We start from the raw sequence: 26600 nt of genomic DNA on the forward strand, positions 1-26600 counted from the left end.
GACACGACTCATTCAGGAGAAAACTCATGACTGCTAGCCATGCGCTGCGCAGCACCAGCACCCCAACGACGACCCTGACGGTGACGGTTCTCGACGCCGCGACCATCTATGAAGGCCCTGAGACTGTCTACCGCTATGACCTCCCCGGAACCGGAATTGTTGAAGGATGGGCCCTCGATACCGTCCTTGACCAGGTGGAAAAGATCTGCGGAGCCGACTGGCCCGACGTCACCGTTGACATCATCGACGATCCATCCGGAACGGAAGTAAGTACGGAAGCAGTGGCAATTCTGCGCCGCCAGCTGCGTGCCGCAGGCGCCAGCGTGGTGGAACCTGAACCCCCAGCCGTACCAGCGCCGCCGCCCCCGGTGAGACGAAGCGCACTGCAGGATAGTGATGATGCCGACGATGATGCGGACCTCATACCTGGCAGAACGCGGCCGCCTCGGCCGCGTCGTTCACGCCGCGCTGCAGTCCCACGGTTCCCGCTTGACATCGACCCTTTCTACATCGCCATTGCGGTGATGGTGCTGTTGGTAGCTGGGGTGTCGTGGTGGGCGGTGGGCCGTAAAGACGCAGCCCTTGCGGCGAGCTCGGCTCACGACGCCTCCACGACCACCGCCTCAGCCAACGCGTCGCCGTCACCCAGATCAACGGTGGAGGCGCCAGTAACAGCCACCGCTGATACTCAGGATTCTTCCGAAAAGGATTCTGGCAGTCAGCAGTTGCGTCCGGGGCAGCAGGTCATCGAGGTCGAGGGTATGTCCCTGGTCTTGCCCCAGGGGTTTCGCACCAGCGTGGAGGATGGCCTAGTCACCGCTGCAGGAGAGGACCCGAACCTGCGCATCCTCCTGGCAGCGGATCCGCTCTTCAACGTGCCTGTTGACGTCCTCTTTGACGAAATCAGACAGCAGATTGAGTCCGACCCATCGCTGCACGACCCAGCCGAGGAATCCGGCCGCCTGTCCTATACCGAGGACCCTGGTGATGGCTCACGGGTGACATGGATGATGTGGGAAGACAAAGGCCATCAGATGTCGGTGGGATGCCACACCAAGTTTGAGCCCAACGTAGTGCAGAAAGCTGCCTGCCGGATGGCGGCAGAATCGCTGGTCAAGAAGGAATAGCACAAGCTAATCGAAGAAAAAATAAAAAGTTTGGAAGGGCCGGGAACCGATGGGGTGCAGCTTCAGTCCAATAAAGATGAGAAGGACAACAGGGTGCTTCTCGGGGGGACAGATTCACGAACTAAAAGCCCTTGCACTGAAGGGATTGGCCCCACGAAGGGATACAGAAAGGGACTAAATACTATGACTCAAACTTTCCGCACTGAAGCCGACGTCATGGTGGCCACTGCCGGCCGCGTTGACTCCACCAATGATGAAGTTCAAGGAGAGCTCACCCGCCTGCAGGGCGTGGTGGATTCGGTCCGCGCCAGCTGGTCGGGCCGCGCACAGGTGTCCTTCGACAACCTGATGCAACGCTACAACACCTCCGCGCAGCAACTGCGTGAGGCCCTGACCTCCATCAGCGAAAACATCCGCGACAATGCACGCAACTTTGATTCGGTTGAGGCTGACAACGCCCAGTCCTTCGACAACGTCGGCGGCGCGGGCCTAGCCCTCTAGCGACGCACTGAATAACCACCATCTATCCACTGAACTACACGCAAGGATTACTTCATGTCTGGAATCAAGTATCAGTTTGGCGCCATTGCTGGTGCCGCCGCTGACATCAACTCCACCTCCGGCCGCATCAATGGCCTTCTCGGTGACCTTAAGTCCACCCTGCAGCCCATGGTCTCCACCTGGGAAGGTGAAAGTGCTACCGCCTACAACGCTGCGCAGGCCAAGTGGGACAAGGCAGCCGAGGAGCTCAACACCGTGCTCGCCACCATCTCGCAGACTGTCTCGCAGGGCAATGACAACATGAGTGACGTCAACCGCCGCGCCGCCGCTAGCTGGGGCTAAGCGGTCTGGCTCGACGTCTTTCGCGGCAAGCAGACCCAAGCACCCTTCTTCATCATTCATTCATAACCGTGAGCGGTGAATGGCGTGGATAAGGGACGAGGAGAAGCTGGACGCACCACCATCACCTCGTGCGTGGGAAACACTGCTTGCTGTGCGAAAGGCGCCGGTATCGCTTCTCGTCAACGTTTCTTCCCCTGATTCCCCCATGCCCATTCACAGGGCGGGGAAACGTTGGCGGGGGGCGATATCGGCGTTTTGGGTTTTTAACCTGCTGCGTACTAAGGTGAAACACCTATGTGTCCGCATCCTTTGTTGGGTGCGCGCGGACTGCAGGTCCCCACCGGCCGCTGTAGGTATCCGCGTATGGGCTTACATAGCGATGGCCGGCAGTTCCGAGACAGACTTTCAAGGAGTCATTTTGTCTACTTTCCACCCGAAGAGCGGTGACATCACCCGCAAGTGGTACGTCATCGACGCTACCGACGTGGTTCTGGGCAAGCTCGCTTCCACCGTTGCTGACATGCTGCGCGGTAAGCACAAGCCCCAGTACGCACCGAACGTTGATTGCGGCGACCACATCATCATCCTTAATGCGGACAAGATCCACATTTCCTCCAACAAGCGCGAGCGCGAGATGCGCTACCGTCACTCCGGTTACCCGGGCGGCCTGAAGTCCATGACCCTTGGTCAGTCCCTGGACGCCAACCCGGTCCGCGTTATCGAGGAAGCTGTGAAGGGCATGATGCCGCACAACAAGCTTTCCAACGCCTCCATTAAGAAGCTGCACGTTTTCGTGGGCGAGGAGCACCCGTACGCCGGCCAGAAGCCGGAAACCTTTGAGTTTAAGCAGGTGGCACAGTAATGACCGAGCAGAACATCGACAACAACGTAGCCGACGCTGCCGACATCGCTGCAGCAACCGCCGCTACCGAAGAGTTCACCAACACCATTGGTGATTCCCTGGCACCGGAGACCGAGGCAGAGGCTGAGACCGCTGCTCCGGCTATCCACGAGGGCCCGATCCAGACCGTTGGTCGCCGTAAGCGCGCCATCGCTCGTGTTCGCCTCGTTGCTGGTTCTGGCAACATCTCCGTCAACGGCCGTGCCTTTGACGAGTACTTCCCGAACAAGCTGCACCAGCAGGACATCCTGCAGCCGCTGACCATCCTTGAGCGTGATGGCCAGTTCGACATCAAGGTCACCGTCAACGGTGGTGGCCCGACCGGTCAGGCCGGCGCCCTGCGTCTGGCTATTGCCCGCGCACTGAACGTCTACAACCCGGCTGACCGTGCGGCCCTCAAGAAGGCTGGCCTGCTCACCCGTGACGCTCGTGCCGTGGAGCGTAAGAAGGCTGGTCTGCACAAGGCACGTCGTGCCCCGCAGTACTCCAAGCGTTAATCTGCGCTTACTGCATTTTCCGAAAGCCGCTGCTTCCTTTATTGGAGGCGGCGGCTTTCGCCGTTGTTGAGAACCATAACGGCTCTAACATGATGCAGCGATTCCGTTGCTTCGCATGGGGAGCGCTCCAGAACCTTTATTGTTTGTGCAGCGCACGGAAGTGATTCTCCTTATACTAAGCTGCGTGAAAGTCATTCTTGAGAGCGCACGGGACGCACTATCGGTCCCACTGGACGCAGCAAAGCTGCTGTGGCGGTACCTGCCGCAGCTGGTCACGGTGATTTGCCTAGCGCTGGCAGCGCGTGGCGCCGTGCTGTGGCTTGCCGTTGTGGTGTCAGCATGGTCACCACTTGCCGCAACGTTGATTTTCCCGTTCGCGCCGCTTTCTGTGATGACCGGTGTCATTATCTGCTTCTGGATCATGCAGCCCTCTATGGATTTCTTTGGTGGAGAAACACGATTTACCAAGCTCGACAAAGCCACCTTGCTTACTGTCGGCGGACTTCTCATTCCGTTCCTCACCGTGTATTCGTCCCACGGATTGCTGCGCGATGACGGCCGCACATTTGTCTATGATTCGGTCACCATCGAAGTGGCTAACAGCTTCTTGGATTATGACTTTGATCGTTCCCTCATTGATTCTGGGTGGCTGTTTGGCGGCTTTATCCTTTCTATCCTTGTACTGCGCAAGCTTATTGGTGCGCTCAAACTAGGTGAACGGGCCTTTGGCGTGGCCACTGCGGCGGCTTATTTGGAGGTGCTGTGGATGGCTACGGCATCGCTGAGTATCGCCAGCAACCTTGAGAAAATTCGCTCGTGGATTGTCACCCGAAAAGGAATTGGCCCCGTATGGGATGGAATTGTCACCGCTAAAGATTGGGTCGTAGACCATACATGGATCGTTGGTGACGTGATTGGCTGGCTGTGGAGTAATGCTGCCCAGATCGGCAACTTTATTGTCGTGCCGTTTGCCTGGCTTACCCTCGGCGCGGTGGTGTACAACACGAGTTTGACTAGGGACAAAGACAAGAAGTCGGCCTTGGAAGAGGACGCGGTTCCGCCGGAGCAGACGGTAGCTGATGCACCGATTGAAGGTCCGGCGGAAAAGGGCAAACTTTCCCCGCACGATGAACAAAAGATGTGGGCCGAGTACGGTCGCCGCTATTCCGAAGCAGCCTTCCGGACGACGAGAGACATGCTGGACAACGCCGCACAGCCCCTCGTGGGACCATTCCGTAACGCGTGGCGCAACTTTAAAACGCTGACCGTTGCCGGCGCTGTGCCGATGTTGACGTTCTGCTTCGTCTTTGTCTTGGCCTCGTGCGCGGAGCTTGGAGTCATTTATGCCTTGCGCGCAATTATCAAGCCAATGGCGCTTGGAACCATAACCATCGGACTTGAGCCGTATGTTTTGGTGCTAGCCCGTGCAGTGTATTTCATCGTGGCGCTTCCCCTAGTTGTGGCGGCTCTCGATCGCTTCCTGAGCGCCGAGTATTCCGATGAAGATTTGCGCGGAAATACTGAGGGACAGGCTGCCGATTCGGAGGCCAAGGCGGGAGCTGCTGCTGTAGGCGAGGTTTCGGCTGTTCCTATGGAAGAGAAGTAGGTGTGGATCCAGTGACCGAGAATGCAGCCCCTGTCAGGGCGTCTCAGAACAAACAAGATGAGATACCAGAGGAAGACCGTGCTCAAGCAGCAGTCGAGGAGTCGTCGACGCTGAGCTCGCGCACGCTGAACATTGCGACTTTAGTAGTTGCAGTGCTGCTTATCGCTGGTGGAATTACGGTCGAACAGATACAGCGGCACGAACCTGAAGAAGAACTCGCACGCCCCGACTTGCACGAAGAGCACATCGTGAACCTCCGTCCGGAGACCAAGGATGTTCTCCCAGAAGCATTCATTGAGAAGATCGCAAATTGCAGTGAAAGAACCCTGGGCGGCTCCATTGATGGCATTTACACCGGAGCTCATGGATATGTGTGTTGGCCATGGCTAACAAAAGAACAGGATGATAACCCGATCATGACCTATCATTCGACTCGCTCAGTGATAATCGGCGAAGAGGCCTCCAGAATTCGTGCGGAACTCCCAAACTTTCACAATGGCGAAACTGATACGAAGATTCTCCAGGAAGGAAGCGGAGACCAGCCAGACATTTTGACCAACACGTGGGATGACGGCGAGTATGGAACGGGCGACATCTACATCTATTACCCTGAAGAAAAAGTAATGGTGACGTGGGGCTGGAACAAATCTGATCCGGGGGCCGCTAATATCGAGGACGTGATTCGTGAGGAAGGTTTCTAGCCACTGCTAAAAGTTCGCTTGGGATCATGCTGGTTGCGTGCTTAGGAGTCGGAGACCAACCGCACTTCATAAGGGCCATTCCATGTGATTACAAGTTCTTTTGGCTGAAATCCCTTGTTGGTCATGAAATAGAATGTCATTTCCCATTCATTGGGGCGGGGGCTAGGTTCGGGAAGTATGTGTGATTTCAGGTCAAAAGGATCGATCGCAGTAGGGCCAAACGCTCCCTTAGGCTCACAGGTACTAAAGCTGTATAAATCGATCTCGTCAGCGCGTTCTTGCGGGGATAGCGCGAAACTAACAGGGTGCTCGAGCCCCTCAGCATTGCTCAGACGGACGTGGCATCCGTCGAGAGGGGTTTCTGGGTTAGCCTGCCATAACACCGTAGCCTTGAATGTCTCGGTGTTCTCATTCAGCTCAGGTGGGTCCCATGTAAGGGCCTTTTGATGGCCTTCATCGAATTCTGATCGCTCGATCTGGGAGATTGAATCAAGCTTAACGGTTGCAGCTCGGTGGTACTGTTCGTTATCTATGTTGTACCTAAAATCAAAGGTCACAGGCTTATTTGGGGCCGATCTCTCCGCTGAGTACACGGACAAGGGCCGGTAAGCATGAACCATTATTGAAGAAGATGCCGCAATCATTGTGGCGATGGCAGGGACCGTAGCTGCCCACCACCATGGTTTTGATTTTCGCTGACTCATGCGCTCAACTCCACTGAGGCTTGGATTTCTTTGTACATGGGAAGAGGCTGGTCATGGAACCCCTCACCAAATACGGCTTCTACTTCGATTCTGAATGTGCTCGGGCCGAGTGCGGAGGCGGGGATTATAAATGAGCTCGTGCATGCCGTTGGAAGAGAACGGACTTCTTCTTCGCACTCTGCTGCTTTGCCGCGGAAGACCCGGCCTTCTGAGTCCTCCAGTTTGATGATGAGCGGATAATTGCGAATGCGCTGTAACGTGAAGTCGACTTTGGCTTCGTAAAGTTCTTCAACGGACGAAGCATTGTCTGCTTTGAACGCTGCAAATTCATCTGGTTCAAGCTTGCGAGTGCTGCCTGAAACATCACTCAGGCGGCTATGTCCGGGGATCTCGTCGGTGTATTTGAATCCTGCGGATTCTACCTCGCGAGGATTAGGCAATTGCTCGCTGACAAAGATACCCAAAGACGTGATTGCAGCGGCTACCGCTACCATGGGGATTTTCTTACGCCTGAGCAGAGGAAATTGTGTGGATCTACGGTGGGTCACGCCAGTTCCACCTTTGCTACTTGCTTAGGATCAAACCAACGAAAAGACATATCCAGACTGGATTTACGCAATGTCAGCTCATTGAGCACTAATGATGTGCCGGGTGCCGCCTCCACGCTGATGTCGACGGAAAAAGGAACCCCGGGATTTGGCGTCTGTACAAGTCCATTTGAGTCTGACGGTGCAATGGTGAATTGGTCGAATGGAACAGGTTCGCCATTACGAGTGAGAGTGAACATGTCGTGGTAGCCAAGGAAGGTGACATCCTCAAGGTTAAGGAACGTCGCCGTGACCTGAACCATTCCCTTGTCGATCTGGGGCTCGTCGACGACAACTTCTGCTTGCTTTAATTCCACAAGTTCGCCCGGAGCGATGGTTGCAGGTTCCTCCGTCTTCGCGGGTTCAGTGTTTCCGAGCGCTAGAAAAACCGCAGCAACGGCGAGCGCTGCCATGTTGAACTTAGTCAGCACACCATCGGTGAGGGTCGTGAAGAGTTTCACTCCCTTCGATTCCCTCAGGCGCGTTAAGCGGGTCACATCAGCCATGGTGATTATTCAAGCAGAGGTTGGCCGATTGCGCGCGTTGGTTGGGGAAGTTTCCCCAGCGCACGGCATCGCACTGAAGCTTCAGGACGGGTGTAGAGCCCCAACCTGCGGTAAGTGGGGGTCAAAGGGCATAATTAAGAGCTATGACTCGACTTTTTGGAACCGATGGAGTTCGCGGCCTCGCGAACAAGAAGCTCACCCCGATTCTCGCGCTGCGCTTGGGCCAGGCCGCGGCGGAAGTTTTTACTTCAGACCGTGAATCTTATGAGCGCCGACCGCTCGCCATTATTGGCCGTGACCCGCGCGTGTCGGGTGAGATGCTGGATGCAGCGATCGCTTCGGGTTTGGCTTCGCGAGGTGTCGACGTCGTCCGTGTAGGCGTGCTGCCTACCCCGGCCATCGCGTTCCTTACCGATGACTTTGGGGCAGATCTTGGCGTGATGATTTCTGCCTCCCATAACCCGATGCCGGACAACGGTATTAAGTTCTTCTCCGCCGGTGGCAAGAAGCTGCCAGATGAGGTCGAAGATCGCATCCAGGCTGCCATGGACAATCTCAAGGAAGACGGCCCCACGGCGACTAAGATTGGCCGCATTATCTCTGAAGCGCCGGAGGGTCGCGAGCGCTACCTCAAGCACCTTGCTGAGGTGGTCACCACAGATTTGAGCGGCATCAAGGTTGTCGTGGATACCGCGAATGGTGCAGCCTCCAAGGTGGCGCCGGAAGCATACGCCGCAGCAGGTGCTGAGGTTATTGCCATCCATAACAAGCCGAATGCTTTCAACATCAACGAAGACTGCGGTTCGACGCACATCGATAAGGCACAGGAGGCCGTCGTGGAGCACGGCGCCGACTTGGGCTTGGCGCACGACGGTGATGCCGACCGCTGCCTAGCTGTGGATGCTGAGGGCAATGTCGTCGATGGTGACCAGATTATGGCCCTGTTGGCGGTGGGCATGAAGGAGGAGAATGACCTCCGCTTTAACACGTTGGTCGCTACCGTGATGTCCAACCTCGGTCTCAAGATCGCTATGCAGGAGCAGGGCATTAAGGTCAAGGAGACCGCTGTGGGTGACCGCTACGTGCTCGAAGAGCTCAACCGCGGTGACTTCTCCTTAGGCGGCGAGCAGTCCGGCCACGTTGTGCTGCCGGATGATTGCACCACCGGTGATGGAACTCTGACCGGCCTGTCCATCATGGCGCGCATGGCCAAGTCCGGGAAGTCCCTCAAGGAGTTGGCTTCGGTCATGACCGTACTGCCGCAGGTTCTCATCAACGTTCCGGTATCTAATAAAGCTGCGATTCTCGACGCCCCCGAGGTCAAGGAAGCCATCGCTGCTGCGGAGGCGGAGCTTGGCGATACTGGCCGAGTGCTCCTGCGACCATCTGGTACCGAGGAACTTTTCCGCGTCATGGTTGAAGCTGCTGAGGAGGAACAGGCCCGTAAGGTGGCGGGCAAGCTCGCTGCAGTGGTTTCCGCAGTCTAGTTCGCTTCACTCAATTGCGACCCCGGGCCATGTGGCCTGGGGTTTTGCGTTTTGTGTGTGGTGGGGGAACCGAGGGGAGGCTTTCTCAGTCCAATAAGGGCAGGAAAACTGTTCGTTGTGGACGAGAAGGAGGGCGCGTTTATGCCCGACGTATTTTTTGATGAGGATGAAGCAACAAGGCTTCTGAGTACTGTTATTGACCAGACCGCCGTGCAAAGCGACGCCCACGGCAGTGATGTACCTGTTTATCCGCAGGCGTCTGCTGGCAGGGACTTTGGCGGACACGGGGCTCAGATCCAAGCCCTCCTCAACCGGTTGCATGAGCGCGGCGGGTGGCGTCTGAACAATATGTCTGCGACGGCCGATGCCGCCCGGGCACAGCTGCACGCCTTCGGCGATGTAGATCGTGGCCTGGCTGGCCACCTAGGTGCGCAGACCTCGGGGGTGAACTAGTGTCCACAATGGCGAAGTCCCTGTTGGGGGACTATTCACAAGCAGTGTCTCAGTTCCAGGCCGCGAGCATGGGCAGTTACGCCGGCCCCAGAACACCAATTGGGCTGTTAGGGGATATGGTCGGCTCGGTCGATGGAATCAACACGGAGGACCTTGTTTCCAGCACTGCCTCCGCAATGGGAGCCCGCCGCCCAGATGGCGGTGGTAGGGGGCTGAAGGAATTCCTCCTCGGAACCGTTCTGTCGTTGGCTGGGGGTGCGATTATGGAGCATCTACGCGGCGTTCAGGATGACTTTGAAGAGGAACGCCGCGAGGCCGATGACCTTGTAGAGTCCGCGCAGCAATGCTCGGATGCTATTGAGGATGTTGTCGATGTCTCCGACTCCGCTTTGGTGGAGCTCATCTCTGCAGTCATTCCGCTGCTCAACATCCTGACAATGCTGCTGCAGCGTCACCCGTTGGGCAAACTCATTGCGCCAGGGATTTCTTCGATTGGCAGCGACCTCATTGAGCACACAAATGACACGATCACGCAGACCTGTCGTGACCGCGACACCGCTATAGAGAACTGCTATTGCGAGTTTGAAAGGCGCTGCAGTGAGGTGTGTGAGCGCGAGCTTCCCGAAACACCTCCAAACCCCGAGTGCGGCCGCGAGGAGGAAAAGCAGGAGTGCCCGCAGCCAGCCCCTGAATCATGTGAGCCAACCGCGCCAACTACGCCGACTGCGCCTGCTCAGCCTGCTGCGCCAGCTGCGCCAGCTGCGCCGTCGAGCCCACCTGCCCCAAGCCAACCCTCGGAGTCTGAACCGACTCCGAAACCGCAGCCGCCTGCTAAGCCCGAAGCCCCACAGCAGCCAGCCCCAGAAAAGGACTCCGATCCACAGACAGAGCCCCAGCAGGTGTCCGAGCCGTGCCCACCGGAGACCACCCCACAGAGCGTAGTCACGCCGAAGCCAGAGGAGAAGATTCCAGAACCAGTACGAGAGCCTGAGCCTGATTCAGCTGAGGACACCGTGAAACCTTGTGGTTGCCAGGAGGATCAGGAAGAGAAGGACGCTCACTCTTGTGGCTGCGACAAGAGTGAAAAGAGTGAGGAGGAGCAGGACTGCACTACCACGCCAGCAGATGCGGGAACACCAATTCCGGTAGAGGAGGTTCCTTCGGAGGAATTGATACCGCCAGAACAGCCAGTAGAGCAAGAAGAACCTGAGCAGCCGGAGGATGCTGACATTGTAGAGGAGGACATCGAGGACTGTGAAGACTCGGAAGAGGCTGCCGATGAAGAGGAATGCACTCCTGAACAATCATGCAGTGGTGTTTTGGGAATCCTTGGCGTGGGCATTGCTCTGGTGGGGCTGGGGCTTCTGGCTGATGCCGCAAAGGATTTCTTTGAGAACTTGCCTGAACCGGAGTTTGAGCCGGAACCCGCACCAGAGCCTGAGCCGGCGCCTACGCCCGAACCCGAGCCGGCGCCTCCTAGTGATGATGGCGTGATCGCCCCACCACCGGAACTCAATACCGTGCCGGAACCGACTCCGCCGCCGGAGAAAATCGCACATGTACAGGCGGCTGAGGCTCCCGCGCCCGCCGCCCCGGCCCCAGAACCAAATACAGCTTCGCCCATTGAACAGCATGATGTTCACGATGCACCAAGTTCAGAACCTCCATCCGTACACGCACGAAAGGCAGGGCAGTGGTAATGCCGCATAACGATTTTGATGAATTCGCCCGCGGGTTCCGTGAGCGCACCGCAGCTCGGTTATTGGAGTTTGAAAAGGTGATGGCCAAAGCACAGGAAGACCTAGAAAAGTCTGCGCAGCGCGCTACCCAAGCCCAAACGCACCCAGAAAGACAGGGACGAAGTCCAGCTTCTAGAGGCGTTATGCATGGACAAAGCCAGGGACAGGGCCAGAACCGCCCGCGTGGTCAAGTGCAATCGGTGCTCAGGCGCAGCTGATGCAGCAGCGAGAAACCAGTCTGGTTCCTCGCAGTCACAGGTGATACTGTGAGGTGGCTGACTACTGCACGTATCAACCAGGGTGAGGAGAATGCCGCATGACAGTGCCTTGGCTTCATGACGTGTTGTGGGGCGTTCTTCCCATGCTGTACCTCTTGGTGGCTTTTGTTGTGCTTGGCATTGAGATTAAATACGACAGAGAGATGGCGCACATAAAGCTGTGGACGGCCGCGCAGTTGCTTCTTCCAGGCATTGCCCTTATCGCCTGGTACCTTATTGAGGTCCCTCAACTAAAACGGCTAAAGCAGGACGGATAACTGACCGTCCTGCTTTAGCTGAAGGAAGAGTTGCGCCTTGCGGCGCCTTCTAGTTGATACGTATTTAGTCGCGTTCGAAGCCAGCGCGCTTGGCCAAAGCCTCGCCGGTAAAGCTTTCCACGCCCTTAGCGGAAGCGTCGGCAGCCGCGAAAGCGTCGTACTTGGACTCACCAGCTAGCTCGCTAAGAAGGAACCCGGTAACGAGACCGCGGGCGGTCTCCACCGCAGCGCCCTGGAAAAAGCCGGAGCCCAGCGCGAGCTTGAAGAACTTATCTTCGCTGAAACCAGACTGCGTGCCCTTAGCAATCTCACGGTAGGCCACCGGTCCGCCCCAAGCATTTGCCAGCTTGGCGGGGTTACCTGCGCGGAAGATGTCATCCTGGCCCGCGCCGATAATAAGACCATGTGCCTTCACAGTGGGGGCGGCCTTGACCGCGGACGGTGACGTGTCAGCCGGGTAGAGGGCCGCTACTGCACGGACCTTGGGGTTATCCACGGCTGCGAGTGCGGCCACACCGCCGCCCATGCCGTGGCCGACCACGCCCAACTTGGAGGCGGACACCGAAATTTTGCCAGCGCCCAGCTTGACGCCGGTAGCTATTTGTAGGGCTGATTCGACGTCAGCAACGAGGTTGCGGTGCTTGGCAAAAGCACCGGTTTCCGTATCGGGAGCAACGACGACGATGCCCCAGCTAGCAAGATGGCGCAACGTAGCGTGGTAATCCTTGATGCTCTTCGTCCAATCATGGGCAAAGGCCACAGCAGGCAGGCCTTTTCCTTCAGACGGGGTGTACACCTTGCCCTCAATCCCTGCATAAGACAGGTCACCAACGAGGACGCGGTGCGGGCCGCGCTTGGACAACGTACCGAGATGCTTCTTCAAATTCGCAGACACGCTTTACAGAATAGAGGAAAGACTGCCCGCACAGGTGGAATAGGCCGCGGGGAGGGGGATTAGAAAGTGTTTCTGCAAAGGTCAGACCCGCGGCAGAAAACAACCCCTCTCAGACCGTCAACATGGTGATACGTGCTGTAAAATCCTGTTCCATGTGTGGAATTGTTGGATATGTAGGCCATAACACTGATGGTCGTGACTACTATGCCCAAGACGTCGTGCTGGAAGGCCTGCGCCGACTCGAATACCGCGGGTATGACTCCGCGGGCGTTGCTATGTATGCCGATGGTGGCATCGGCTGGCGCAAGAAAGCCGGAAAGGTAGCGGCGCTCGAAGCCGAAATCGAGGCCCGCCCGCTCAAGGACTCGGTCCTGGGCATTGGCCACACTCGCTGGGCCACCCACGGTGGTCCGACGGATCTTAACGCCCACCCGCACGTGGTGGATGGCGGCAAGCTCGCTGTCGTGCACAACGGCATCATCGAAAACTTCGCCGAGCTGAAGCACGAGTTGGAGTCCAAGGGCCACAACTTCGTGTCCGAAACGGATACCGAGGTTGCCGCTACGTTATTGGCAGACGTTTTTCACAACGAAGCTGGTGAAAATCTCACCAAGGCGATGCAGCTGACCTGCTCTCGCCTTGAAGGTGCGTTTACCCTCCTCGCTATTCACGCCGACCAGGCTGACCGTATTGTGGCTGCACGCCGTGACTCGCCGCTGGTTATCGGCCTGGGTGAGGGAGAAAACTTCCTGGGGTCGGACGTTTCTGGGTTCATCGACTACACCAAGTCCGCCGTGGAGATGGACAACGACCAGGTCGTGACCATCACCGCGGACGAGATTGAAATCACGGACTACGACGGCAAGCCTGCCCAGGGCAAGCCTTTCGAGATCAAGTGGGATGCCGCAGCTGCGGAAAAGGGTGGATATAACTCCTTCATGGAGAAGGAAATCCACGACCAGCCCGCTGCCGTGCGCGATACGCTGCTGGGCCGTCTCGACGAAAACGGCCACTTGATTCTTGACGAGATCCGTATTGACGAGTCAGTACTCAAGTCCATCGACAAGATCATCGTCATCGCCTGCGGTACCGCCGCGTACGCCGGTCACGTTGCGCGCTACGCCATCGAGCACTGGTGCCGTATTCCGTGCGAGGTCGAGCTTGCCCACGAGTTCCGTTACCGCGACCCCATCGTGAACGAAAAGACCCTCGTCGTGGCCCTGTCGCAGTCGGGCGAAACCATGGATACCCTCATGGCCGTGCGCCACGCCCGCCAGCAGGGAGCCAAGGTGATTGCCATCTGCAATACCCAGGGTTCCTCCATCCCGCGCGAGTCCGATGCCGCACTGTATACCCACGCCGGCCCGGAGATCGCCGTGGCGTCCACCAAGGCCTTCCTGGCACAGATCACCGCAACTTACCTGCTGGGCCTATACCTGGCGCGCCTGCGCGGCAACATGTTCTCCGACGAGGTCACCGCGGTACTCAACGAGCTTCGCGCCATGCCGGACAAGGTCAAGGCGGTCATCGAGAATGAGGGGCAGGTCTACGACTTGGCCAACGCCATGGAGAACGCGAAGTCGGTACTTTTCCTGGGCCGCCACGTCGGCTTCCCGGTGGCACTTGAAGGTGCGCTGAAGCTCAAGGAGATTGCGTACCTCCACGCAGAGGGCTTTGCTGCCGGCGAGCTTAAGCACGGCCCGATTGCCCTCATTGAGGAAGGCCAGCCGGTCTTCGTTATCGTTCCGTCCCCACGCGGTCGCGATTCCCTGCACTCCAAGGTGGTCTCCAACATTCAGGAGATCCGCGCCCGTGGCGCCATCACCATCGTGATTGCGGAGGAAGGTGACGAGGCCGTCGAGGCCTACGCCAACCACATCATTCGTATCCCGCAGGCGCCGACGCTCATGCAGCCCCTGCTGGCGACCGTGCCGCTGCAGATTTTTGCCTGCGGTGTGGCCACCGCCAAGGGCTACGACGTAGACCAGCCGCGTAACCTGGCGAAGTCCGTCACCGTGGAATAAATCCACCTTCCCTAACGAGCGGGCAGTGAGTCTAAGGCTCCTGCCCGCTCGTGGCACAATAAGGGGCATGCTGAGAACCACCGTCGACCTCGAAGCCATTGCCCATAATGTCGCCTACATGAAAGACGTGGTCGCCCCGGCCCGCCTCATGTGCGTGGTGAAAGCGGACGCCTATGGGCACGGCATGGAGCGCGTCGCCCCGGTCATGGACACGGCAGGTGCCGATGCCTTCGGTGTAGCCACGTTGGGAGAGGCGGTGGCATTGCGCGACGTTATCCCGAACACCCCTATCGCAGCGTGGCTATGGAATCCGAAGGAGGACCTCACGCCTGCCTTGGATGCGGGGATCCAGATCGGTATCCCGTCTCTCGAGCACGCTCGCGCGCTTATTGCTACTGGGCGCCAGGCTGAGGTCTTCGTGATGGTGGAGACGGGGATGCACCGCTCGGGCGTCGACAAGCAGCAGTGGGAAGAGGCCTTCGCACTGCTTCGCGACGCCCCCACCCTCACCGTCCTCGGCCTCATGTCCCACTTTGCGTGCGCAGACGAGCCGGCGCATCCACACAATGACCACCAAGAGGCAGAATTCCGGGAAGCCCTGACCTGCGCCCGTGGCGTCGGCCTCGAGTGCCCGGTGAACCACATGGCCAATTCCCCGGCGGCGCTTACTCGTCCATCCGCGCGTTTCGACCAGGTCCGCGTCGGCGTGGCCCTGTACGGCCTCGAACCCGTTGCTGGGCGTGACCACGGACTCAAACCGGCAATGACGTGGGAGAGCTCCGTGGTGGCTGTGAAGCCGATTTCGGAGGGAGAATCCACAAGCTACGGACTGACGTGGACCGCCGACAGCGACCGCCAGCTCGCCACCGTGGCGGTAGGCTACGCCGATGGTCTGCCGCGAGCCTTTCAAGGAGCGCTCAAGGTAGGCCTCGGCGGCGAGCTATACCCGCAGGTCGGGCGCGTGTGTATGGACCAGATCGTCGTGGATCTCGGCGCCAATGAGCGCGGCGTGAAAGCGGGGGACCATGCCGTTATTTTCGGCGAAGGCGGCATGAGCGCAACGGAGCTCGCGGAGGCGACGGGGACGATTAACTATGAAATTGTATGCCGCCCCACTGGGCGCACCGAGCGCTTTTACCGTGAAGGAGACAACAATGCGAAGTGATTTTCCCCACGAGGGCACTCGTATCGCCGCTACAGTTGAAGAGACCTACGCACTCGGGGAAGATCTCGGTGCAGCGCTGGAAGCCGGGGATTTGGTCATTCTAGATGGGCCTCTGGGAGCTGGAAAAACAGCGTTTACCCAGGGGATTGCCAGTGGTATGCAAGTAAAGGGGAGGGTGACCTCGCCGACATTTGTCATTGCTCGGGAACACCCTTCACTCGTGGGCGGGCCGGCGTTGGTTCACGTCGATGCGTACCGCCTCCTTGACCACTCTGATGATCCATTAGGAGAGTTAGACGGTTTAGACTTGGACACCGATATCGACGACGCCGTTGTCGTTGCCGAATGGGGTGGTGGCTTCATGGAGCGTCTGTCGGATTCCTATCTGGTCGTGTCGATCAATCGCGACGCAGAGGATGATAGCCGTGTCTTTTCGTGGAAATGGGTGAATTAATGTGCTGACGTTTCTTGCCGAACAACCCCTGTTGACTCTCTTCTTGATCATGGCCGTGGGTTTGGCCATCGGCAAGATTAATTTCTTTGGCATCTCGCTCGGTGCAGCGGCGGCGATGTTCGTGGCCCTGGGTCTGTCCGCAGCTAACCCGGACATTGTGGTTCCGCCATTCGTGTATCAGTTTGGCCTCGCCATCTTCGTCTACGTCATCGGTCTAAACTTCGGCCGAAGCTTCTTTGAAGATTTCCGGCGCCGTGGTTGGAAGATGTCGCTGGTCGTTATCGTTTTCTTCTTCGTTCTCGCCGGACTGACTGCCGGCGCGGTGCGCCTGTTTGATCTTGACCCAGCGCAGGCCGTCGGCATGCTGGCCGGCTCCCAGAGCTCTACACCCGGTATGGCTGCTGTGGTGGAAACTTTAGGCGGAAACAGTGCCCCAGTCGTTGGTTACTCCCTGGCCTACCCAGGCTGCATCATCGCCACCATCTTGGTGGCTGCGATTGGCGCCAAGGTCTTCCGCGTCAACCACGTCAAAGATGCCAAAGAGGAAGGCATGCTCTCTGAGCCCCTCAAGTGGAAGGCCGTGCGCCTGACCAAGGACCCTGGTGTAACCGTGGGCGAAATTGCGGAGTACACGGGTCAGGCGGTCATCGCTACCCGCTGCCTCCGCAAGTCACACGAGCACGTCCTTGCTGATCCAGACATGAAGCTGCGTGCCGGTATGGAGCTTCTACTCAACGGCACTATCCCATCGCTGGAGCGCGCGATTGCCATCCTGGGCGAAAAAATCGAACTGCAACTTCGTGAGGAAGACGGCCTTATTTACCGCCGACTCACGCTGTCGAACCCGAAGGTAGCCGGCCGCACCATTGGGGAATTGAACACGCTGAAGCATGGCTTCCTCATCGCCCGTATCCGCCGCGGTGATACCCAAATCGTGCCGAATGACAACACCGTGCTCTACTACTCGGACCGCGTCCGTGTGGTCACTGCTCCGGGCCGGCTTGACGACGTCCGAACCTTCCTCGGTGACTCCGAATCCAAGCTCGGCAATGTGGACTTGTTCCCCTTCGCCCTCGGCCTGCTTATTGGTCTGCTCTTCGGAGCTATCCCGATTCCCCTGCCCGGCGGCACGACGCTGTCCTTCGGTTTCGGTGGCGGCCCCATCGTGGTGGGCCTCATTCTTGGTGCCCTGGGCCGTACCGGCCGCATTCACTGGCAGATGCCGTTCCACGCAAAGCAGACGATTTCCACCTTGGGCCTCACACTCTTCCTGGCGGGCGTGGGCACTTCTGCTGGCGGTCAGTTCCGTGATGCCCTCTCGGATCCGGTGTCGCTGAAGTACATGGGCGTGGGCCTTGTCCTGTCCCTCGTCGCTGCCATCGGCTTGGGCATTGTCTGTACCTTGGTTCTGCGCCTCAAGTTTGATGAGTCCATGGGCGTGGCCGCTGGTATGACCACCAACCCTGCCGTGATGGCATACCTGAACTCGCAGACCGGTACCCAGCTGGCAGAACGCGGCTATGCCACGGTGTATCCGACCACGATTATCGGCAAGATTCTTATGTGTCAGATGCTGGCATTAATCATCGTCTAACGAGTCCCTGCACTGGGTGGTGCAGGGGCAGGGGAGGGCAGTCACGTAGGATGAGCACGTACTGCACCTCCCTTTTTTAGGAGCGATTTAATCTTTATGAACAAGCTTGGCCAATTCATTACCACTGTCGTCATTGGCGGCTTTGCCGTTTTCCTCGCCGCTCTCATCGCCCTGTCGATGACCCGCACGGAGGAAGACTCTTCCTCGACTTTGGCGGAAACCCTGGAGAAGTACCCGAAGAACCTCGACTTCGCTGCGCTCGTTGTGCCGGATGTCTATGGCCCTGAGGAGGTTGCAGGCCTCATCGTGTGCCCGGGCACCACGGAGGATCAGCTTTCTGATATTCCTGCAGCCGAGGCTGGCATCGACTTCGAGGACGGCAAGGTGGCTGATGACGTGAACTACTTCATCACCATGTCAACTGAGCAGGAGTACTCGGCGGAGAAGCTGCAGCGCTCCAACGTGGACCTGTGCCGCGACGTACTCACCCAGGTCGAGGCGGCTAAGGCGCAGGGCCAGGACGTGGCCGCGGTGTACCCGGTGCAGCCGCAGCAGCCGATGCAGTTCCTCCGCGCTGAGAAGGATGACGACTCCACTCGCTGGCACTTCGCAGGCTAATGAAGGTTCTCGCACTCGATACCGCCACGACTGACCTCGTCACGGGCATCGTCGATACCGCCACAGGAGAAAGCATCGACCGCGTGGTGAGTGATACGCGTGCTCACAACGAGCAGCTCATTCCCACTATTGAGCAGCTGCTTAACGACGCCTCCCTGACCTACCCCGACCTCTCCGCCATCGTCGTCGGCACCGGTCCGGGCCCCTTCACGGGCCTGCGTGTGGGCATGGCGACGGCCTCCGCTCTGGGCGTGGCGTTAGGGCTGCCCGTGCATGGCGTGTGCACGCTCGATGCCATCGCGCAGGGCCGCGAAGGAGAGTGGCTCGTGGCCATCGATGCCCGCCGCAAAGAGGTTTATTGGGCTACCTACTCCGAGGGACGCCGCGTCAGCGGACCGGAGGTGACGCGGCCGGAACATCTCACGGTGCCTGAGGGCTTTTCCCCGCGCCTAGTTTTCCCGGAGGCCATCGCCCCGCGCCTGCCCGAGGCCCTTGCTGGTCAGCTAAGCGAGTGGGACACCCCGCGTGCTGCGGGCCTCGTTGCTTGCGCCGATCTCGAGTCTGAACCGGCCCCGCTCGTACCGCTCTACCTGCGCCGCCCCGATGCGAAAGTCCCGCAGGCCACGCCTCGTTCAACGGCGCTCATCGGCGGTGCTGAATCTTCTGAACCATGAGGCTACGCCCACTGACGCTTGGCGACGTCTCTCGCTGCGCCGAGCTGGAAAAAGTACTCTTCCCCGGAGAAAGCCCCTGGCCCGCCCGCGCTTTCGAACAGGAACTCGCCGCGGGGCACACCACCTACTGGGCGGTTGACATGAATGTCAACCGCGTGGGCCATAATGACAACCACGCAGACCACGACGACAACCGCGTGGGCCATAATGACAACCGCGTAGACCACGACGACAACCGCGTGGGCCATAATGGCAACCACGTCGACCACGAGGTTGTAGGCTATGCCGGCGTCGGTCGCATGGGCCCCGCCGCGTGGCCGGAGTATGAAATCCGCACCATCGGTGTCGCACCCGAGGCCCAGCGCCGCGGCATCGCGCGGATGATGATGGATGCCATCGTCGAACTCGCCGATAGCCACGACGCACCTATTTTTCTCGAAGTCCGCGTGGGCAACGATCCCGCCATTCGCCTCTACGAGGCCTATGATTTTGTCATCAATGGCCTGCGCCGCAACTACTATCAGCCCTCCGGCGCGGACGCCCACACCATGTACCGACCACGAAAGAGTGAGAGATGATAATCCTCGGCATTGAGTCCTCCTGCGACGAAACCGGAGTGGGCATCATCGAGCTATCGGACGACGGCCACATGGAGATCCGTGCCAACGTCGTCGCCTCCTCCATGGAGCAGCACGCCCGCTTCGGCGGCGTGGTCCCGGAAATCGCCTCCCGTGCCCACCTTGAGGCCATGCCGCAGGTGATGAAGGCGGCGCTGGAGGAGGCGGGCGTCGACAAGCCTGATGCGGTCGCCGCCACCGTGGGGCCGGGCCTGGCCGGCGCGCTTCTTGTGGGCGCCTCCGCAGCCAAGGCCTTTGCCTCCGCATGGGGTGTGCCTTTCTATGGCGTCAACCACCTCGGTGGCCACGTGGCGGTGGCTAACCTCGAGGGCGAGAAGCTGCCGCACGCAGTCGCCCTGCTCGTCTCCGGCGGGCACACGCAGCTGCTGGAAGTCGAGGCCGTGGGCAAACCCATGAAGGAACTGGGCACCACGCTTGACGACGCCGCCGGTGAAGCCTACGACAAAGTCTCCCGCCTCCTCGGGTTGGGGTATCCGGGAGGGCCGGTCATCGATAAGCTCGCCGCCCAAGGCAAGCCCACCATTGATTTGCCGCGTGGTTTGTCCAAGGCCGAGGACCTGCGCGGGCCCAACCGCCACAACTTCTCCTTCTCGGGGCTTAAGACTGCGGTGGCGCGCCACGTGGAAAAGGCCGAGCGCGAAGGTTCGACAATCCAGGTGGAGGACCTGTGCGCTTCCTTCCAGGAAGCGGTGGCTGATGTTCTGACCGCCAAAGCGGTGCGCGCCTGCCAGGACACTGGCGCCAAGGTGCTCCTGCTGGGTGGTGGCGTGGCCGCTAATTCCCGGCTGCGCGGGCTAGCGGCGAAGCGCTGCGAGTCCGCCGGCATTGAGCTGCGCGTGCCGCGTTTTTCCCTCTGCACGGACAATGGCCTCATGATCGCCGCTATTGCCGCCCAACTCATCCATGAGGGCGCAGAACCCTCCGGGCTGGACTGCGGGACCGATACTCAACTAGAGGGGGAGATTCCGCTCGTCGCCGCTGCGCGCTAGCGGATGCGGAAAGCCCAGCGCACCGGTAGTCTGGCAGGCGACTCTTTCTCACCCGCCTAACAAGGAGCTGTCGTCATGACCACTGGTTTCCTCGTCAATCCGGACCTGTCCCGCCGCACCATCGAATTCGAACTCGAGCACGCCAACCAGTTCCTCGGCGGTACCACCGAGGACCGCGTTTCTGTTGCCTTCCAGGATGATGGCCAGACCTACGCCGCACTGTTTAACCCGAACGCGAAGGCCGAGGGCGCCGACCCGAACCCGGTAGCGTCGCTGGCCCGCAACGCCGCTGATACCGGCAACTCCGCCTTCCTCCAAGATCCCATTCGCTCCATCTGTGGCCCGGTTATTTTCGTCGCCGCTGATGGCGATGACAAGAACATCGACGAGGTCAAGGAAGCCGTCGAGTACGGCATCCGCGCCGTGAAGACCTACCGCGAAGACAACCCGGAGGAGTACCAGCTGTGGCGCGCGGCCGTTATGAACTCAGATAAGCAGGTCTAAGCCGCGCTAGCGCCCTTTCGCCCCCGACGCAACGGTCCTTTATGGACCCGAGCGTCTTTTCTTTTATTCACACCTCTGCGTTTCTACTGTTGTATTAGTCGAGGTGGTGGGGCGAATCGTGATAACTCTCGCGCGCGCGAGAGCTGCCGTTCGCGCAGGGCGAGCAGAGTTAGCGCCCCACAACGTTGAGGGCTAGCAGTCGCGCGGGTAGAGTGCTAGTCAGGTTGTTTTGACCCACAGTTGTTCACCCGCGACGACGGCTGTGCTGGGCTACCCACAACCGGCACACGCGCGCTCATGTGGGCGCGCATTGAGAACACTTTGGAGGAAATCATCATGGCAAACATCAAGCCGCTGGAGGACAAGGTCCTCGTCCAGATCGTTGAAGCTGAGACCACCACTGCATCCGGCCTCGTCATCCCGGACTCCGCGAAGGAGAAGCCGCAGGAGGCCACCGTCGTAGCCGTCGGCCCGGGCCGCACCAACGACAAGGGCGAGGTTGTTCCGGTTGGCGTCAACGAGGGTGACACCGTCATCTTCTCTAAGTACGGCGGCACCGAGCTGAAGTACGACGGCCAGGAGTACCTCCTGCTGTCCGCCCGTGACCTGCTTGCTGTCATCGAGAAGTAGGCGATTAACCCTATGCCAAAGCTGATTGCATTTGACCAGGAGGCCCGCGAGGGCATCCAGCGCGGTGTAGACACGCTGGCCGACGCCGTCAAGGTCACCCTCGGCCCCCGCGGCCGCAACGTCGTACTGTCCAAGGCCTTCGGTGGCCCGACCGTCACCAACGACGGCGTCACCATCGCCCGCGATATTGACCTCGACGATCCGTTTGAGAACCTTGGCGCCCAGCTGGTGAAGTCCGTGGCCGTCAAGACCAACGACATCGCCGGTGACGGCACCACCACCGCCACCTTGCTGGCCCAAGCACTCGTCTTCGAGGGTCTGCGCAACGTTGCTGCCGGCGCTAACCCGGTGGAGCTCAACAAGGGCATCGAGGCGGCGGCCGAAAAGGTCGTCGAGGAGCTCAAGAAGCGCGCCACCCCGGTGAACTCCTCTGCGGAGATCTCCCAGGTTGCTACCGTGTCCTCCCGCGATGCGGAGGTCGGCGAGATGGTTGCCGGCGCGATGGACAAGGTGGGCAAGGACGGCGTCGTGACCGTCGAGGAGTCCCAGACCATCGAGTCTGCCGTGGACGTTACCGAAGGTATTTCCTTCGACAAGGGCTACCTCTCCCCGTACTTCGCAACGGAGGAGGAGACCTACAACGCCGTGCTTGACGACGCCGCAATTCTCCTCGTCCGCAACAAGATCTCCTCCCTGCCGGACTTCCTGCCGCTGCTGGAGAAGATCGCGGAGTCCTCGCGCCCGACTCTCATCATTGCTGAAGACATCGAGGGCGAGCCGCTGCAGGCACTCGTGGTGAACTCCATCCGCAAGGTCCTCAAGGTTGCTGCCGTGAAGTCTCCGTACTTCGGCGAGCGCCGCAAGGGCTTCATGGATGACCTGGCCGTTGTCACCGGCGCGACCGTCGTCGACCCGGAGGTTGGCATCAACCTCAAGGAGGTCGGCCCGGAGGTTCTCGGTTCCGCACGCCGCGTCACCGTGTCCAAGGAGGACACCGTGATCGTGGATGGTGCCGGTACCGCCGAGGCCGTCGAGGAGCGCCGCGAGCAGCTGCGCCGCGAGATCGAGCGCACCGATTCCACCTGGGACAAGGAAAAGCTCGAGGAGCGCTTGGCCAAGCTCTCCGGTGGCGTCGCTGTTATCCGCGTGGGTGCTGCTACCGAGACTGAGGTCAACGAGCGCAAGCTGCGCGTCGAGGACGCCATCAACGCCGCCCGCGCGGCCGTCGAGGAAGGCGTTATCGCCGGCGGCGGTTCCGCACTGGTCCAGATCTCCAAGGAGCTCGAGGCTTTTGCTGAGGGCTTCGAAGGTGAGGCCAAGGTGGGGGTGCTGGCAGTGTCCCGCGCGCTGACCCGTCCGGCCTACTGGATTGCGGAGAACGCCGGCCTCGACGGCTCCGTCGTGGTGTCCCGCGTTGCCGAGCTGCCCAACGGTGAGGGCTTCAACGCCGCCACCCTGGAATACGGCAACCTGCTGGAGCAGGGCATCATCGACCCAGTGAAGGTGACCCACTCCGCTGTGGTCAACGCCGCCTCCGTGGCCCGCATGGTTCTCACCACCGAGGCTTCCGTTGTGGAAAAGCCTGCCGAGGAAGAACCGGCACAGGCCAGCCACGGCCACGCGCACGCGCACTAAACCGTGCGCGTGGGAAGCAGGAGCTTCCCACAAAGCCGTAAGGAAGGCCCGCCACCCCGCAATGACGTGGGGCGGCGGGCCTTTTCGCCGCGTGTGGGCCGTGGTGCGCCCCACGCCTCGACGAGCCACGCGAGGACATCGAAACGTGGCGGACGCTTTCCGACGCCACCCTCATCCCCATCGAGCTCCACCGGCTCGGTCGGGCGCATGCGGATCACATCGTCGCCCCTGGCCCCGGCGCAGGTTGTGCGGGAGGCGAGAGTGTCGCCGCGGGAGTTCTTAGACACGGGTAGGTTGACTGCCCGTCATCTGGCCCACGTTGCTTCTAGCCCAGCTCGAAGACGGCGCTTCGAGAGGGGGAGCTTAGGCGCTGACGGTGGCGTGGGTACGACGCGAGCGCAGGGCCACCACGCGCTCGGACTCGCTCATGCCACCCCACACGCCGTAGGGCTCGCCGGAGGCCAGGGCATGCTCGCGGCACAGCTCGATGACCGGGCAGGTGTGGCAGATGGCCTTGGCGCGGTTCTCGCGCTGAGCGCGGGCGCGACCGCGCTCGCCGTCCGGGTGGTAGAACACGTCAGAGTTTTCTCCACGACATGCGCCCTGGAGCTGCCAATCCCAAAAGTCCGCGTTCGGCCCGGGGAGCAGGAATGACTGAGACACGTTCGATTCTCCTTCGTTGAAGATAGAGCGCCCGGACCTGAGGACACGGCTGCCACAGAAACCATGACTCCGTGAGTGCCGGGGTGAGACGAGAATGAAGTGTGACCGCCTTGGGTGAACGACACGTTACGTCTTGTTGACATTCAGGTATAACAGTGTCGCTATCGCCGGTTTTGTACTGATTGACCTGCTGTTATGCTGAAAGTGAACGGTGTATGAACTTTTTCATGGTGGGATAAGAATGGGGAATATGCCCGTCGTTTCGGGATTCAGCCCGTGGGTGTGACATGATATTCGTGCACAACGTGAAGAAATAAAGAGTAATACGGCAAGAAGAACAAGCAAGGATGGCAGTGGCTACCAAAGCTACAGACGCGAACGATGCGGCAACGGCATCGAAGCGCGACAGCGATAAGGAATTGGCGGACCTCGTTCCGCTGGCTGTCGACGGTAGCCGCCGCGCCCTGCAGGACATCATGCGCATCATCCACCCGCAGGTCCTGCGCTATTGCCGCGCGCGCATCGGCGGCCACCGCCAACCCACGGCAGAGGACGTGGCCCAGGAGATTTGCTTGGCCGTGGCGACGTCGATAAGCACGTACAAGGACAAAGGCCGCCCCTTTATGGCCTACGTGTACGGCATCGCCTCCCACAAGGTCACCGACGCCCACCGCGCACTCAGCCGCGACCAGACCAACCCCACCGACGAGGTTCCCGAAGACGCGGCTGACGACGCCACCCCCGAAGAATCCGCGCTGGTCATGGACGGTAGTAACAGAGTGCGTGCGTTGCTCGATACGTTAAGTGACAAGGCCCGGGACATCATCATCTTGCGTGTGTTCGTAGGACTGTCGGCAGAGGAAACCGCTGAGATTGTGGAATCAACCCCTGGCGCAGTCCGCGTGGCACAGCATCGTGCGCTGGCGCAATTGCGCACGTCTCTCGATTCGCGCGCGGACTGAGATAACTGAGATATCGGCACTTGGCACGGACAATTAAACACATTCTCTATCAAGGAAGGGAGGACATCATGGCAAAGAAGGACCAGGTTCAGCTGGGCGTCGCTGAGCAGCTGCAGCCCTTAGTTGACGATGATGCATTCCTCACCAGTCTCTCCGAAGGCAGTGACCCCACGGGCGGCGATGATGAGCTAGCGGGACTTCTGTTGGAGCTGCGTGGCGACGTCGAGAAGCAGATGCCTCCGGCTCCGCTTATCGAAGGCGCGGACGAAGAACCTGCCGTTATCTCCCTGGCTTCTGCGCGCCGCCGCCGTCGCAGCAAGCCGCTCATGCACGGCCTCATCGGTGCGGCTGCGGCAACGTTGCTCATCGCCGGCTCTGGTGCGGTGATCGTTAATGCTGGCCCGGGTTCCCCGCTCTACGGCGTTAATCAATCTCTTTTCGGTGCGCAAGATCAGGAAGTCTCCGTCGTGGAGCTGGCCGGCACGCTCGATGAAATGGAAAAGCGCTCGGCTCAAGGAGACATGGACGGTACCCGCCAGCTGCTGGAAGAAGCCCGCAAGATGGTGGACCAAGCCAAGCAGGAACGTGCAGAGCAGCCCGAGAGCCCGGCTAAGCCGCAGCCTCGCGCCACGGTGACGACAACGCACACCGTGGAGAAACCCGCCCCGACGGAAGAGGAGCAGCCGCCGCAGGAGCCAGTGACCGTAACCCAGACCCAGACTGCGGTCTCTACCGTCGTGGTCACGAGCACGGTCTCCGTAGGCAACCCGCTGAACCCACCGGCGCAGAACTACCCGGAGCCCGCTGAACCGGGCGGTGGCGAACAAGCCCCGCAGCAGCCGGCGCCGGATACGGCACCCGAGGACGCACCAGAGGGCAACGGCCTCCCGCCGGCACAGTTCCAGCAGTAAAACAACAAAAAGAACCTCTTCCCCGCACGCCATTGGGGGAGAGGTTCTTTTTAGGTGTCCAACCGCGGGCTAGTAGCGCGAATCCATACCGTCGAGATAGCCCACCGCATAATCCCACGGCACATACCGCGCCGGGTCCGGCTCCGCGCCCGGCTCATGGACCGGTGCCAGCTGGCCCTGGAGAGTGGCCTGCATATTGGCGGCCAAGATGTGCCACTCGTAGAAGTGGTTTTCCTCGCAGTCTTCGCAGAAGAAGAAAATGCCGTCGATGCCGCGCGGGCTTAAGACACGCGCAAACTCCTGGACCATGGCGAGATCATGAATGACGCCGAGGCGGTCCTCTTCGGACAGCGGTTCGACGTGGTCCTCTTCCTCGAGGAAAGAAGCCGGGTCGTTCGGATCGTCCGCGAAAGGATCGCGGGGCATGTTGGCGAAAAAGTTCACGTCTGCGAGCCTATTGACTCTGCGGCCGCATAGCAATTCTCTTGCGTGGGTACGGCTACCACTATGGGCTGCACACGCACTACAGTGAGGATCACCGCATACAACTATTCGGTC

General features: G+C 59.8%; 31 protein-coding genes. 24 read left to right on the plus strand and 7 right to left on the minus strand.

Annotated elements, in window-relative coordinates; genetic code table 11:
• The first annotated feature begins 26 nt into the window (after window positions 1-26).
• From I6J26_RS08075 to I6J26_RS08105, 7 genes are all read left to right on the plus strand, one after another.
• Window positions 27-1127, plus strand: coding sequence for a type VII secretion-associated protein (locus I6J26_RS08075; RefSeq protein ID WP_115021170.1), 1101 nt, complete (start codon window positions 27-29; stop codon window positions 1125-1127).
• 183 nt (window positions 1128-1310) lie between these two features.
• A complete protein-coding gene (locus I6J26_RS08080; RefSeq protein WP_039673786.1) occupies window positions 1311-1628 on the plus strand; it encodes a WXG100 family type VII secretion target in 318 nt (105 codons plus the stop codon).
• Between the two features lie 54 nt (window positions 1629-1682).
• Window positions 1683-1970, plus strand: a complete 288-nt coding sequence (locus tag I6J26_RS08085; RefSeq protein ID WP_115021171.1) for a WXG100 family type VII secretion target — start codon at window positions 1683-1685, stop codon at window positions 1968-1970.
• 418 nt (window positions 1971-2388) lie between these two features.
• Window positions 2389-2832, plus strand: coding sequence for a 50S ribosomal protein L13 (rplM, locus tag I6J26_RS08090; RefSeq protein WP_010189505.1), 444 nt, complete (start codon window positions 2389-2391; stop codon window positions 2830-2832).
• Window positions 2832-3368, plus strand: a complete 537-nt coding sequence (gene rpsI, locus I6J26_RS08095; RefSeq protein WP_115021172.1) for a 30S ribosomal protein S9 — start codon at window positions 2832-2834, stop codon at window positions 3366-3368. Before rplM ends, rpsI begins: the two co-directional genes overlap by 1 nt.
• A gap of 184 nt (window positions 3369-3552) precedes the next feature.
• A complete protein-coding gene (locus tag I6J26_RS08100) occupies window positions 3553-4974 on the plus strand; it encodes a hypothetical protein (protein ID WP_115021173.1) in 1422 nt (473 codons plus the stop codon).
• A gap of 11 nt (window positions 4975-4985) precedes the next feature.
• Window positions 4986-5675: a hypothetical protein gene (locus tag I6J26_RS08105; RefSeq protein WP_147279304.1), complete on the plus strand. Its 690-nt coding sequence runs from the start codon at window positions 4986-4988 to the stop codon at window positions 5673-5675.
• 41 nt (window positions 5676-5716) lie between these two features.
• Here I6J26_RS08105 and I6J26_RS08110 read toward each other — a convergent pair whose 3' ends face one another.
• The 3 genes from I6J26_RS08110 to I6J26_RS08120 are packed head-to-tail and all read right to left on the minus strand — an operon-like array spanning window position 5717 to window position 7472.
• Window positions 5717-6379: a hypothetical protein gene (locus I6J26_RS08110; RefSeq protein ID WP_115021175.1), complete on the minus strand. Its 663-nt coding sequence runs from the start codon at window positions 6377-6379 to the stop codon at window positions 5717-5719.
• The gene (locus I6J26_RS08115; protein WP_147279305.1) at window positions 6376-6927 is read right to left on the minus strand and encodes a hypothetical protein; all 552 of its coding nucleotides are present in this window, start codon (window positions 6925-6927) and stop codon (window positions 6376-6378) included. The genes I6J26_RS08110 and I6J26_RS08115 overlap by 4 nt, the downstream gene beginning before the upstream one ends.
• Window positions 6924-7472 carry a hypothetical protein gene (locus I6J26_RS08120; protein ID WP_147279306.1) on the minus strand — a complete coding sequence of 183 codons (549 nt, stop codon included), beginning with the start codon at window positions 7470-7472 and terminating at the stop codon, window positions 6924-6926. Before I6J26_RS08120 ends, I6J26_RS08115 begins: the two co-directional genes overlap by 4 nt.
• A 143-nt stretch (window positions 7473-7615) precedes the next feature.
• On the opposite strand from I6J26_RS08120, the gene glmM reads away from it, so the two are divergent.
• From glmM to I6J26_RS08140, 4 genes are all read left to right on the plus strand, one after another.
• Window positions 7616-8959, plus strand: coding sequence for a phosphoglucosamine mutase (gene glmM / locus I6J26_RS08125; RefSeq protein WP_070673517.1), 1344 nt, complete (start codon window positions 7616-7618; stop codon window positions 8957-8959).
• A gap of 141 nt (window positions 8960-9100) precedes the next feature.
• Window positions 9101-9412 carry a hypothetical protein gene (locus tag I6J26_RS08130; RefSeq protein WP_147279307.1) on the plus strand — a complete coding sequence of 104 codons (312 nt, stop codon included), beginning with the start codon at window positions 9101-9103 and terminating at the stop codon, window positions 9410-9412.
• An 8-nt stretch (window positions 9413-9420) separates the two neighbouring features.
• Entirely contained in the window at window positions 9421-11112 is a 1692-nt protein-coding gene (locus I6J26_RS08135) for a zinc metalloprotease (protein WP_239121868.1), read from the plus strand.
• Window positions 11113-11467: 355 nt separating this feature from the next.
• On the plus strand, window positions 11468-11686 hold the full coding sequence (locus tag I6J26_RS08140; RefSeq protein ID WP_115021180.1) for a hypothetical protein: 219 nt from the start codon (window positions 11468-11470) through the stop codon (window positions 11684-11686).
• Between the two features lie 64 nt (window positions 11687-11750).
• Here the strand turns inward: I6J26_RS08140 and I6J26_RS08145 are convergent, their stop codons facing one another.
• A complete protein-coding gene (locus I6J26_RS08145) occupies window positions 11751-12581 on the minus strand; it encodes a dienelactone hydrolase family protein (protein WP_115021181.1) in 831 nt (276 codons plus the stop codon).
• Window positions 12582-12733: 152 nt separating this feature from the next.
• Between I6J26_RS08145 and glmS the strand changes: the two genes are divergently transcribed.
• The 11 genes from glmS (at window position 12734) to groL (ending at window position 23506) form a co-directional block, all read left to right on the plus strand.
• Complete coding sequence (glmS, locus tag I6J26_RS08150; protein ID WP_115021182.1) at window positions 12734-14605, plus strand: glutamine--fructose-6-phosphate transaminase (isomerizing); 1872 nt, start codon at window positions 12734-12736, stop codon at window positions 14603-14605.
• A gap of 67 nt (window positions 14606-14672) precedes the next feature.
• Window positions 14673-15770, plus strand: coding sequence for an alanine racemase (gene alr, locus I6J26_RS08155; RefSeq protein ID WP_115021183.1), 1098 nt, complete (start codon window positions 14673-14675; stop codon window positions 15768-15770).
• Entirely contained in the window at window positions 15760-16224 is a 465-nt protein-coding gene (gene tsaE, locus I6J26_RS08160) for a tRNA (adenosine(37)-N6)-threonylcarbamoyltransferase complex ATPase subunit type 1 TsaE (protein ID WP_115021184.1), read from the plus strand. Before alr ends, tsaE begins: the two co-directional genes overlap by 11 nt.
• 1 nt (window position 16225) lies before the next feature.
• The gene (locus I6J26_RS08165) at window positions 16226-17818 is read left to right on the plus strand and encodes an aspartate:alanine exchanger family transporter (RefSeq protein WP_115021185.1); all 1593 of its coding nucleotides are present in this window, start codon (window positions 16226-16228) and stop codon (window positions 17816-17818) included.
• Between the two features lie 96 nt (window positions 17819-17914).
• On the plus strand, window positions 17915-18436 hold the full coding sequence (locus tag I6J26_RS08170) for a hypothetical protein (RefSeq protein WP_115021186.1): 522 nt from the start codon (window positions 17915-17917) through the stop codon (window positions 18434-18436).
• Complete coding sequence (tsaB, locus tag I6J26_RS08175; RefSeq protein WP_115021187.1) at window positions 18436-19110, plus strand: tRNA (adenosine(37)-N6)-threonylcarbamoyltransferase complex dimerization subunit type 1 TsaB; 675 nt, start codon at window positions 18436-18438, stop codon at window positions 19108-19110. Before I6J26_RS08170 ends, tsaB begins: the two co-directional genes overlap by 1 nt.
• Complete coding sequence (locus I6J26_RS08180; protein ID WP_115021188.1) at window positions 19107-19688, plus strand: GNAT family N-acetyltransferase; 582 nt, start codon at window positions 19107-19109, stop codon at window positions 19686-19688. Before tsaB ends, I6J26_RS08180 begins: the two co-directional genes overlap by 4 nt.
• On the plus strand, window positions 19685-20737 hold the full coding sequence (gene tsaD, locus I6J26_RS08185) for a tRNA (adenosine(37)-N6)-threonylcarbamoyltransferase complex transferase subunit TsaD (RefSeq protein WP_115021189.1): 1053 nt from the start codon (window positions 19685-19687) through the stop codon (window positions 20735-20737). The genes I6J26_RS08180 and tsaD overlap by 4 nt, the downstream gene beginning before the upstream one ends.
• 75 nt (window positions 20738-20812) lie before the next feature.
• Entirely contained in the window at window positions 20813-21241 is a 429-nt protein-coding gene (locus I6J26_RS08190) for a hypothetical protein (protein ID WP_115021190.1), read from the plus strand.
• A 330-nt stretch (window positions 21242-21571) separates the two neighbouring features.
• A complete protein-coding gene (gene groES, locus I6J26_RS08195) occupies window positions 21572-21871 on the plus strand; it encodes a co-chaperone GroES (RefSeq protein ID WP_167595557.1) in 300 nt (99 codons plus the stop codon).
• Between the two features lie 12 nt (window positions 21872-21883).
• Window positions 21884-23506 (plus strand): chaperonin GroEL, encoded by a 1623-nt coding sequence (groL, locus tag I6J26_RS08200; RefSeq protein ID WP_115021191.1) that lies wholly within the window; start codon window positions 21884-21886, stop codon window positions 23504-23506.
• On the opposite strand, the gene I6J26_RS08205 is transcribed toward groL, so the two are convergent.
• Both I6J26_RS08205 and I6J26_RS08210 read right to left on the minus strand, forming a co-directional pair.
• Entirely contained in the window at window positions 23503-23793 is a 291-nt protein-coding gene (locus I6J26_RS08205; RefSeq protein ID WP_147279308.1) for a hypothetical protein, read from the minus strand. The genes groL and I6J26_RS08205 overlap by 4 nt on opposite strands.
• Before the next feature lie 76 nt (window positions 23794-23869).
• Window positions 23870-24169, minus strand: coding sequence for a WhiB family transcriptional regulator (locus tag I6J26_RS08210; protein ID WP_039674337.1), 300 nt, complete (start codon window positions 24167-24169; stop codon window positions 23870-23872).
• Window positions 24170-24516: 347 nt separating this feature from the next.
• Here I6J26_RS08210 and I6J26_RS08215 point away from each other — a divergent pair, with 347 nt between their 5' ends.
• Both I6J26_RS08215 and I6J26_RS08220 read left to right on the plus strand, forming a co-directional pair.
• Window positions 24517-25131 (plus strand): sigma-70 family RNA polymerase sigma factor, encoded by a 615-nt coding sequence (locus I6J26_RS08215; RefSeq protein WP_115021192.1) that lies wholly within the window; start codon window positions 24517-24519, stop codon window positions 25129-25131.
• Window positions 25132-25199: 68 nt separating this feature from the next.
• Window positions 25200-26042, plus strand: a complete 843-nt coding sequence (locus tag I6J26_RS08220; RefSeq protein WP_239121746.1) for a hypothetical protein — start codon at window positions 25200-25202, stop codon at window positions 26040-26042.
• Between the two features lie 69 nt (window positions 26043-26111).
• Here the strand turns inward: I6J26_RS08220 and I6J26_RS08225 are convergent, their stop codons facing one another.
• Window positions 26112-26486, minus strand: coding sequence for a DUF5319 domain-containing protein (locus I6J26_RS08225; protein ID WP_039673837.1), 375 nt, complete (start codon window positions 26484-26486; stop codon window positions 26112-26114).
• Window positions 26487-26600: the final 114 nt, after the last annotated feature.

It is taken from the genome of Corynebacterium minutissimum (assembly GCF_016889765.1).
Taxonomy (GTDB): domain Bacteria; phylum Actinomycetota; class Actinomycetes; order Mycobacteriales; family Mycobacteriaceae; genus Corynebacterium; species Corynebacterium minutissimum_B.

Coding starts and splice junctions, on each gene's coding strand:
- tsaE (WP_115021184.1), top strand. CDS start 15,760: ATGCGAAGTGATTTTCCCCACGAGGGCACTCGTATCGCCGCTACAGTT.
- I6J26_RS08170 (WP_115021186.1), top strand. CDS start 17,915: ATGAACAAGCTTGGCCAATTCATTACCACTGTCGTCATTGGCGGCTTT.
- I6J26_RS08135 (WP_239121868.1), top strand. CDS start 9,421: ATGGCGAAGTCCCTGTTGGGGGACTATTCACAAGCAGTGTCTCAGTTC.
- glmS (WP_115021182.1), top strand. CDS start 12,734: ATGTGTGGAATTGTTGGATATGTAGGCCATAACACTGATGGTCGTGAC.
- I6J26_RS08140 (WP_115021180.1), top strand. CDS start 11,468: ATGACAGTGCCTTGGCTTCATGACGTGTTGTGGGGCGTTCTTCCCATG.
- I6J26_RS08220 (WP_239121746.1), top strand. CDS start 25,200: ATGGCAAAGAAGGACCAGGTTCAGCTGGGCGTCGCTGAGCAGCTGCAG.
- rpsI (WP_115021172.1), top strand. CDS start 2,832: ATGACCGAGCAGAACATCGACAACAACGTAGCCGACGCTGCCGACATC.
- tsaD (WP_115021189.1), top strand. CDS start 19,685: ATGATAATCCTCGGCATTGAGTCCTCCTGCGACGAAACCGGAGTGGGC.
- I6J26_RS08215 (WP_115021192.1), top strand. CDS start 24,517: ATGGCAGTGGCTACCAAAGCTACAGACGCGAACGATGCGGCAACGGCA.
- groL (WP_115021191.1), top strand. CDS start 21,884: ATGCCAAAGCTGATTGCATTTGACCAGGAGGCCCGCGAGGGCATCCAG.
- I6J26_RS08085 (WP_115021171.1), top strand. CDS start 1,683: ATGTCTGGAATCAAGTATCAGTTTGGCGCCATTGCTGGTGCCGCCGCT.
- I6J26_RS08075 (WP_115021170.1), top strand. CDS start 27: ATGACTGCTAGCCATGCGCTGCGCAGCACCAGCACCCCAACGACGACC.
- I6J26_RS08110 (WP_115021175.1), bottom strand. CDS start 6,379: ATGAGTCAGCGAAAATCAAAACCATGGTGGTGGGCAGCTACGGTCCCT.
- I6J26_RS08130 (WP_147279307.1), top strand. CDS start 9,101: ATGCCCGACGTATTTTTTGATGAGGATGAAGCAACAAGGCTTCTGAGT.
- alr (WP_115021183.1), top strand. CDS start 14,673: ATGCTGAGAACCACCGTCGACCTCGAAGCCATTGCCCATAATGTCGCC.
- glmM (WP_070673517.1), top strand. CDS start 7,616: ATGACTCGACTTTTTGGAACCGATGGAGTTCGCGGCCTCGCGAACAAG.
- I6J26_RS08180 (WP_115021188.1), top strand. CDS start 19,107: ATGAGGCTACGCCCACTGACGCTTGGCGACGTCTCTCGCTGCGCCGAG.
- I6J26_RS08120 (WP_147279306.1), bottom strand. CDS start 7,472: ATGGCTGATGTGACCCGCTTAACGCGCCTGAGGGAATCGAAGGGAGTG.
- tsaB (WP_115021187.1), top strand. CDS start 18,436: ATGAAGGTTCTCGCACTCGATACCGCCACGACTGACCTCGTCACGGGC.
- I6J26_RS08080 (WP_039673786.1), top strand. CDS start 1,311: ATGACTCAAACTTTCCGCACTGAAGCCGACGTCATGGTGGCCACTGCC.
- I6J26_RS08190 (WP_115021190.1), top strand. CDS start 20,813: ATGACCACTGGTTTCCTCGTCAATCCGGACCTGTCCCGCCGCACCATC.